The following is an 8,853-nucleotide window of genomic DNA, read 5'->3' as shown; positions in this document are numbered from 1 at the left end:
GATGTCGATGCCGACAACTAAAGTTTCATTTTTGATTTGCAAAATCTTCTCGTTTTGTGTACGCTTCATAGTGAGACGCCTCCTCAATATTTTTGGTTTTGTGCTTTCTTTGGTCGGATCAGCACATTGCCATTTTATTGCATGGCGTCTCTTTTTTCAAAGGTCATTTTTAGCGATTACAGGAATGCTCCCCAAACCTATTGACTGTTTGCTACCTTTTCAATGGCATTGATTATTTTGGCGTAGCCTGTGCAGCGACACAAATTCCCTGAAATATGTTTGGCTATTTGCTGACGCGTTGGCTGCGGATTTTCATCTAACAGCGATTTGGCACTAAGCAGCATGCCTGGAGTACAAAAACCGCATTGTACCGCCCCCTCGGCAATAAACGCCGCCTGCAGCGGATGCAGTTTATCATAGGTGCCCAACCCTTCTACAGTAAGCACCTCATGCCCCTCCACCTGCATGGCCAGTATCAAACAGGAATTCACCGTTCTGCCGTCCAGGAGCACTGTACAGGCCCCGCAGTCGCCTTCACCACAACCGATCTTCGTACCTGTCAACCCCAACCGGTTCCGCAGCATATCGACTAGTAACAGGTTCGATTCGACTTCAACTTCCGTCTTTTGCCCGTTTAAGGTAAACGTTATTGTTTTCCTATTCACACCTACACCCCACTTGGACTCGCTCCAACGCTGTCATCAAACTTCTGAATACAATAACCCGTGCCAAGCGGGTGCGATAACTCGCCTTACTGCGCACATCGTCAATCGGCTTAATCATCTGAGCCGCCATCACGCCGGCCTGAGCAAATACTTCGGCATTTGCCTGTTTGCCAATCAGCCACTTTTCCAGTTCGTATAAACGAACTGGGGTAGGAGCTACTGAACCAAAGGCAATTCGTATATCACTGATTATGCCGTCAGCCAGTTTCAACCAGGCAGCACAGTTAATAATAGCAATAGCCAGTGCTTTGCGTTTACCGAATTTCAAAAAAGCCGCCCCTTCATCAGGTTGAATTTGCTGAATCTTGATCTGAGCAATAAACTGTCCTGGCAATAAGCAGGTTCGTCCCGGCCCTTTAAACACATCGGCTAACGGTATTTCCAGAAAACCGCCCTGATTACGGATTTTCACCTTAGCGTCAAGAGCCAACAAGGCAGGCACGGTGTCGGCCGCCGGAGATGCATTACAAATATTGCCCCCAACTGTCCCTCTATTTCTAATTTGTGGTGAACCAACCTGTCCGGCCGCCTCTGCCAAAATTATCGCTTTTTCATTGACTAGTGCCGACTCTGTCAACGCCGTATGGCTGACAAGCGAACCAATCCACAAATAACCGTCTTCGTCGGTTATTTCCTGTAAAGCGTCAATCCCATTTATATCAACCACTGCTTGCGGCATTGGCCGCAGCAGTTTTTCTTTCATTTTCACTAATAAGTCAGTTCCACCAGCAAGTAAAGCATAGCTATGCAGCCCACTTAGAGTGTCTGCCAGGGCTTGAATGCTTTTCGGATTATAGTAAGCAAATTCCATAAATGGTTCCACCCCCTCGATTTTGGACTTGCATAATTATATTGCAATTATCATGCCATCTTGTCGAAAACACTTATTTATATGCAAAATTGCTTGAGAAACCTCATTTTATTAGATATCCTGTTTACTTTTTCCTCACTTGTTAAAATAAATTGCCTCGATAAAACAAAAATGCATTCCAATAATGAAATGCTTTTTAAGGTAAGTACCGTGAAAGACGGTAACATCCGCTTTTATCGCATTTTATTTTTGCAATGCATCTTTCATAATCGCAATTGTCCAACGACCAATTACTTTATATCTACATTTGTTACGATTCCCAGTTCAACCATCTTGCGCCATAGTGTGGTAGTACTAACACCCAGGAGTTTGGCCGCTTCTCTTTTAGCCCCGCCCGTATACTTCAGGGCCCCAATAATTGCTTCTCTTTCCACAGCAGCCACCGATTCAGCTAAAGTACCGATATGTTGATCGTTTTTACCTTGCGGTATTAAACTATGTATATAATGAGGTAAATGGCTCATTTCTATTGTGCTTTCGTTGACACTCACAATGTTCATGATATATTCAATACAATTTTTCAATTCACGAATATTACCCGGCCACTGATACCGGCATAAATGGAATATGGCTTGTTCCGAAATTCCTGTAACAAATTTACCTAACAGATTATTAAATTCACTGATAAATATTTTGACCAACGCCGGAATATCTTCCGAGCGTTCCCGTAAGGCCGGAACTTTTAGTTCAACAACGTTTAAACGATAATATAAGTCATTTCTAAAAGTACCGTTGTTGATCATGTCCACCAGATCCCGGTTGGTCGAGGCAATAACCCTTACATCAACCCGAAAGGGCTGCCCGCCGCCGATGCGGGTAACCTCCCGTTCCTGTAATACACGCAGTAACTTGCTTTGTAAATTGAAGTCCATTTCGCTTATTTCATCAAGAAATATTGTACCACCATTGGCCTGCTCAAACGCTCCCGGACTCCCTCTCTTTTTTGCTCCGGTAAATGCGCCCTCTTCATAACCAAAAAAACAACTTTCAATAAGCGACTCAGGCAAAGCCCCACAATTAATAGCGATAAATGGCTTACTACGCCGTTCGCTGGCATTATGAATTGACTGGGCAAACAATTCTTTGCCTGTGCCGGTCTCACCAGAGATAATGATAGACGATATCCCGTTAGCAACAAAGGCTGCCCTACTTTTCATCTTTTCTATTGCTTCGCTTGACCCGATAATATCAGTAAAATTGTAGCGGGCATATTGGAACTTTTTAACCTCTTCCAATAATTTTTGCTGACGTTGCACGCCTTGTTCATTATTAAACCCGAAGCCAAACTTTCTTGTTATGGGGATTCGCACAGCTACAGCACCCATCCCGGACATAGAATCGCCAATCACCGGCCGCTGACTCTGGATGGCTTGTTGGGCAGCAACACTCACTTTTCCAATATAATTAACATTGGTTTGACCATCAACCCCGACACTGGCTACCCTTCTTCCCTCTTCATTAAAGAGTACCGCTTCGCCGCCGGCAACCCTGGCGATAAATGGCAATGCTTGTTTCAATGACTCCGCTAACTCCTGCTCACATTTCAACCGTTCAAAATTGCTTGCAGCAAGCACATAATCTCCTAAGGGTAAGCTCCAGGCTTCAGCCCCCTCGGTAACTTGTGACGGACCTACACTGACTTTCCCATTACTGCTAGATTCCTTAGCTAAGTTAAATATCTTGCCCTTTAACGTTTCAACCTCTTGCCCCTGCGAGTCCACAGTCCTAATCCGGACACCGTTCTTGTCAGTAACAGTGGCATAGCCACCGGTAATACGTGCTATTGGCAGAAGCGCTTGCAATAAAGATTCAAGTAGTTCAGACATAACAACACTCCATCTCAATTATTTTGTCATATCCCTTTTTCCGGCCAGCAAATGGACTACAGCCAAGTGACCAAAAAAAAAGACCTTCTCACGAATTTTGCGAGAAAGTCTGCTGTGACTAAGCTACATATTATGTCTAGTTATTATGCATTTCTTTTTATTTTAATGTACAATATAACCTCTGTCAAGTGATTTACTTCACTTTTGCTCGTCTGGTCAAGCAATTAAAACTATAGCTTACCGGTTAATGCGGCTTTCATCGCTGCGCAGGCCTCTTCGATCATTTCCTCATCACGCACGTAACATAGGCGGACATAGCCCTCACCGCCTTCTCCAAAACACGAACCAGGCACAACCGCCACTCCGGCCTTTTCCAGCATAAGTTTTGCAAACTCTTTACTTGTAAGCCCAGTGCCAGTAATGTTGGGGAAAACATAGATGGCACCTTTCGGTGTAGCACAGGTGATACCAGGGATGTCGTTCAACTTTTCCACCATAAGATCACGTAATTTTTTATAGCGGCTTATACGTTGCGCCATTAGCTCTTCAGGAGTATTCAGGGCGCTAATGCCAGCATATTGAATGAACGGCGGCACACAAGTGTAGACGGTCTCAAACATTTGGCCCATTTTAGCAATCAGTTCTGTAGGACCGATAGCATACCCTAACCGCCAACCGGACATGGAATGGCCTTTCGAAAAGCCGCTTAGAATGATTGTTCTTTCCCGGCATTGATCAACCACAGCAGGCGAATAATGGCGGCAATCATACAAATTCTCTGCGTAAATTTCATCGCTTAGCAGGTAAATATCCTTTTCCCTCGCGATTTCAGCCACTCGCAGCATCTCAGCTTCTGTCATCACACCGCCGGTAGGATTTTGTGGTGACGTGATAATAATCAGTCTGGTCTTATCGGTGATACGCGACAATAAGTCTTCGGGGTTAAGGCGAAATTCATTTTTTTCCAATACCGGCACCTTGACCGCTTTTATCCCTAGATAACTCGCAACAGCGATGTATACTGCAAAACCCGGATCAGAAAAAATGACCTCTTCACCCGGGTCAATAACACAGCGCATAACAAAATCAATCACACTATTTGCCGGCATAATCGCTACCTGGGACATATCAGGTCGAAAACCCAGTTTCCGCTCGGTGTAGTCGCAGATAGCCTCTCTTAAGGGTGGGATGCCAAGTGAATCAACATATTTGGTATGACCTTCATCCAGAGCCTCTTTGGTAGCGGCAATAATGTGGGGATAGGCATGTAAATTCGAGTCACCAACCTCAAACCGATAAACCTTTTTACCGGCAGCTTCCATTGCGCAGACATTTGATAAAATATCCAGCATCGGCTGACCTAGCAGCCCTTTGGTAAGTTTTGAAAAACCTTTCATAGCAAAAACACTCCCTTATAACAAATAAGCATTATAGCTTGTAGTGCGCTCTAGTTGTTGTGATCTTTTTCACACTGTATCTTCTGATAGTCCCAGGTTTAAAACCCTTTACATGCTGCACCAGTGAAAAAAGATCAAGTTTATCAGTAATTGGAGGCAAAAGTACACGAACCATGATTTGGCTCTAAAGCAAATCATGGTTCTTTTATTCGTTATACTATATCGTTTGTCCTGCATAACTCGCAAGAAACATTACACTTTTTAATATTCTGTTACCCTTGCTAATAGTTGATTGTAACACCCTGCATATCCTTCGGTCTTTCTTCTCGCATCATCGCGTTGGCTTTTTAAAGTTAAATAAAATGTAACATATACTTTCTATTTTACATAAGATAAAACATAAAAGAAAAAGGAGGTGTACCAATGGAGGAAAGTACCAGAAAGAATAGTTGCCACGAAGAAGAAGAGCAAACACATGTGCATGAATTTTTAGGAAGCGTCAAAGTTGTGCCAGAGGAAGATGAGGAGGAATTTCACAACCATCGTTTTGCCGGGGTTTCAGATCAAGTTATCCCAATAGGGAATGGTAAGCATAAACACGAGATATTCACAAGAACAGACTTCTTCGATGACCACTTTCATGAAATTTGCGTTCGGACAGAAGAAAACATTGATGTAGGTGATGGAAAACATGTGCATTTTGCATCTGGAACAACCACTGAGGTTGAGGATCATGTGCATGATTTTGTTTTTGCTACCCTAATTGAAGACCCGATTGGAGATTAGTTGTATTTAGCCCCTGTAATTAGGGGCTTTTTTGCTGTTGAGATATAGCCAAGCAAAGAATCCAACGGCATTCTAAATGGGATAAGAAAGTTTTGTCACTCAATCGGTTCATAACGTATTTCCCAAGTAAGAGTACCTTTACGGCTAGAGTCCTTAAAAAGGCGCCTTTCGTGCATGCTGTACCCCATTACTACAATTTCTACAGCTCTTTTATTAGCTATAAACTTTTTATTTTTTGTACCGGGATACACTTTTTCAACCTCACCGTTTTCCCATACAATCTTAATTACTGATTTTTCCGCATGCTCGCCAGTTGCTTGGAAGTTGACAACAGATATGTCTTGGGCAGCCCGTCCGGCAATCGCTTGCCGCAATTCTATTTTTCCTTCGAACGGCACCTCAGTTCCACGGATAATCCTCAAGGACGGCAGAGGTGTAATCGAAACCATATTAGCTGTGTTATCGGTATCTGCTACTCCATTTTCAGGGATAGTAAAGCTCTTTTCCGTTCCTGAAAACAGCATATAGGCAGTTATTACAAATATAAACATTGAGAGGGCACCTACCACGAAACTTTTCCACGACTTTACCATAAACTCCCCCTACCTTATAAAAAATAAGGAAAACCTGTTATCACTACTGTTTTGAGTATACCATCAAAGTGACAAAGAAGGAACATCCCCTCTTGTAAAGGAACATTCCTTCTTTGCTTCCCGCAACACGTCGCTAGGCCCGCTAGCTGGCGGCCATCTCTCAACAGGCTCTTTATACCGTCTCCCACCCGGACTACTTGTTCTCAGTATTCTTGCTATTACCACTCTCTTGATCTTGAGGCAACTTATTTTCAGCAGTAACATCTTCCGCAATTTCAAACTGCATATCCATTGTTCGTAGCCCCAGGTTAGCCCAATTATTTTTATCCACTACAGTTGCCTGAGCTTCTCTCTTTACAAACTTCTTACTTATATAATAAATTAACGAAAATAATACTACAAATCCCAGTCCAACGAACAGCCCTGCCCCTTGCCCTGGAATTAATGGCATACTGGCAATAATGAATACTATACTTGCCAAGGCCACCCATGAGGTAACAGGAAACCCGGGAAGCTGACATTGTCCCTGGGGCGGGCAACCCTGCTTCTTTCTCAATTTATAATGCGTTAAAAGAATAACCATGTAAGAAAAGAGTAACGCAAACCCACCGGAACTAACTAAGAAGAGGTACACCTGCGCTGGAAGCAGAAGCCCCAGACCGAGCCCGCCAAGCATTGCCGCTCCCGAAAAAACAATACCTTTAAAAGGTATCTCCCCTTTATCTCTCACCCATGCGGGAGCATGACCCTCATCTGCCAGCGAGCGAAGCATCCTCCCTAGCCCGAACATTGCGGCTAACATTGTTGATAGAATTGCCGTGACGAGCACAATGTTAATTACATTCCCGGCCCAATTCAAATTCCATGCTGTTAATGCGGTCACTAAGGGGCTTTGATCTGTCGTTAAAACGGTAGTAGGCACAAGTAATAATACAGCGATGACGGCAGTCACATATAAGCCAACTAAGCCAACAACCGTATATGTGATTGCTCGTGGTATTGTTTTATCAGGTCTGGAGGTCTCAGAGGCAGCCAATCCAATAATCTCAAAGCCAGCATAGGAAAACATAACAATCAGCATACTACCTGCAATGCCTCCGATTCCTGCCGGGAATACTGGCTCTGTTGCCAATTCTCCTGCTCCTACTCGCATTACCCCTGCCATTAAACCACTAACGATGGCTAAACTCAAAACCACAAAGCCTATGATAGCAATAAGTTTTACAGCCGCAAGTCCACTTTCCAGCTTACTTAACTGATCAGCTCCAAACAGATTCAGCAGAGTAACAATGATAATAACAGCCGATCCGAGTAAAGGAAGAGAAAGTCCCGGAAGCCATGCCTGCAGCAACACTGACACCGCTATTGACTCGCTCGACATAGCCAATACTAGCCCGGCCCAGTATACCCATCCTACAATAAAACCTGCAGCAGGGCCATAGGCCTTTTCTGCAAAGGTGCGAAAAGAACCTGGAGCCGGATCAGCTACTGTCATTTCTGATAGTGCATAAAGAATCGCATATACGAGAGCACCACCTATTACATAGGAAATTATGATTGCAGGCCCCGCAGCACGAATAGCAACAGCCGACCCTAAGAAAAAGGAGCCCCCGATTACTGTTCCCAACGCCATCATTGCTAACTGCCATGCCGACAATCCTTCACCTTGCCTTTTCAACCTAGTCCCTCCCTAGTTGACCTTTATTATCTTCATTTACAAGTATCTACCAAGGAGGGTTATGTTATAACTCCATCTTTCACGCGCTGTTAGGCTAAATGATTTCTCATTAGAAAGCGTAACAAAAATACTTGACGAATTATCTGATAACGGGTTATCGTTTGTAAGTGAAGAGGTTAAGATTCAAATGACAGGAGGAATTTTCAGATGAAAGTGTTAGGAGTTATCGGAAGTCCACGGGAAACTGGCAACACAGCGGCGATGGTTAATGCCGTATGCAAAGGGGCGGCTTCTGCGGGACACGAAACAGAGGTTATTAATCTAACTAGCCTGAACATTCATGACTGCATTGCCTGCTGCGCATGTAAAACCGGCAAAGTCGAGTACTGTGCTATTAAAGACGACATGCAAAAAATATATCCTAAGATTCTGGAGGCAGACTGTCTTGTGATTGGCACGCCGGTGTATATGGGACAAATGACCGGACAAATGAAAAACTTCTTTGACCGCTGGTATACGTTCATGGATGCAAACTATCAAATACATCATCTTCCAGGGAAAAAATATATTACTGTTACCGCCAGCGGCGCACCGGCTGAAGTATTTCAATCAGTGTCCGACTACCTAAACCATTGGCTTGGGAGCTTTTTCAAGATGGAGCTTGTACAAAATATAGTCGGTGGGGGATTGGGGCCGGCAGACGCTATAAGCAACCAGCCGGAACTTCTTGTTAGGTCCGAGAACACTGGACGTTCCCTGAAATAACGAGCATGGGGACGGTTATCAGCAGACCTTATTATTCATAACTTGTTGTAAAAAAAGAAGAGTCCGTAATCGGAGGCCACTGAAGAACTTGTGGTTTTGACGGAGCAAAGCTTAAAAAGTACGAAACAGAAGACGACCCTTGTTCCCAATTTTGGGGTGAGGGTCGTCTTTTACCATTTAGGAAACCTTTATAACTTGTCTTCTACCTTATC

At 43.8% G+C, this 8,853-nt stretch carries 8 protein-coding genes; 2 read left to right on the top strand and 6 right to left on the bottom strand.

The features are described 5' to 3' along the window. Positions 1–197: 197 nt before the first annotated feature. The 4 genes from VN447_RS04745 to VN447_RS04730 form a co-directional block, all read right to left on the bottom strand. The gene (locus VN447_RS04745) at positions 198–665 is read right to left on the bottom strand and encodes a (2Fe-2S)-binding protein (protein ID WP_325523341.1); all 468 of its coding nucleotides are present in this window, start codon (positions 663–665) and stop codon (positions 198–200) included. Continuing rightward, the gene (locus tag VN447_RS04740; RefSeq protein ID WP_325523339.1) at positions 658–1,536 is read right to left on the bottom strand and encodes a xanthine dehydrogenase family protein subunit M; all 879 of its coding nucleotides are present in this window, start codon (positions 1,534–1,536) and stop codon (positions 658–660) included. The genes VN447_RS04745 and VN447_RS04740 overlap by 8 nt, the downstream gene beginning before the upstream one ends. Before the next feature lie 290 nt (positions 1,537–1,826). After that, positions 1,827–3,422: a sigma-54 interaction domain-containing protein gene (locus tag VN447_RS04735; protein WP_325523337.1), complete on the bottom strand. Its 1,596-nt coding sequence runs from the start codon at positions 3,420–3,422 to the stop codon at positions 1,827–1,829. 230 nt (positions 3,423–3,652) lie between these two features. Beyond that, the gene (locus VN447_RS04730; protein WP_325523335.1) at positions 3,653–4,819 is read right to left on the bottom strand and encodes a pyridoxal phosphate-dependent aminotransferase; all 1,167 of its coding nucleotides are present in this window, start codon (positions 4,817–4,819) and stop codon (positions 3,653–3,655) included. Positions 4,820–5,242: 423 nt separating this feature from the next. Here VN447_RS04730 and VN447_RS04725 point away from each other — a divergent pair, with 423 nt between their 5' ends. Further along, entirely contained in the window at positions 5,243–5,605 is a 363-nt protein-coding gene (locus VN447_RS04725) for a YmaF family protein (protein WP_325523333.1), read from the top strand. Positions 5,606–5,700: 95 nt separating this feature from the next. Here VN447_RS04725 and VN447_RS04720 read toward each other — a convergent pair whose 3' ends face one another. Together VN447_RS04720 and VN447_RS04715 are read right to left on the bottom strand one after the other, a co-directional pair. Further along, positions 5,701–6,156 carry a hypothetical protein gene (locus VN447_RS04720; RefSeq protein ID WP_325523331.1) on the bottom strand — a complete coding sequence of 152 codons (456 nt, stop codon included), beginning with the start codon at positions 6,154–6,156 and terminating at the stop codon, positions 5,701–5,703. A gap of 235 nt (positions 6,157–6,391) precedes the next feature. Continuing rightward, positions 6,392–7,876: an amino acid permease gene (locus VN447_RS04715; protein WP_325523329.1), complete on the bottom strand. Its 1,485-nt coding sequence runs from the start codon at positions 7,874–7,876 to the stop codon at positions 6,392–6,394. Between the two features lie 207 nt (positions 7,877–8,083). On the opposite strand from VN447_RS04715, the gene VN447_RS04710 reads away from it, so the two are divergent. Beyond that, entirely contained in the window at positions 8,084–8,641 is a 558-nt protein-coding gene (locus tag VN447_RS04710) for a flavodoxin family protein (protein WP_325523327.1), read from the top strand. The last annotated feature ends 212 nt before the right edge of the window (positions 8,642–8,853 follow it).

The sequence above is a fragment of the Sporomusa sp. genome (genome assembly GCF_035561155.1).
Taxonomy (GTDB): domain Bacteria; phylum Bacillota; class Negativicutes; order Sporomusales; family Sporomusaceae; genus Sporomusa.
The sequence above is the reverse complement of the archived record's forward strand: the minus strand, read 5'-3'. Positions and strand labels throughout refer to the sequence as shown.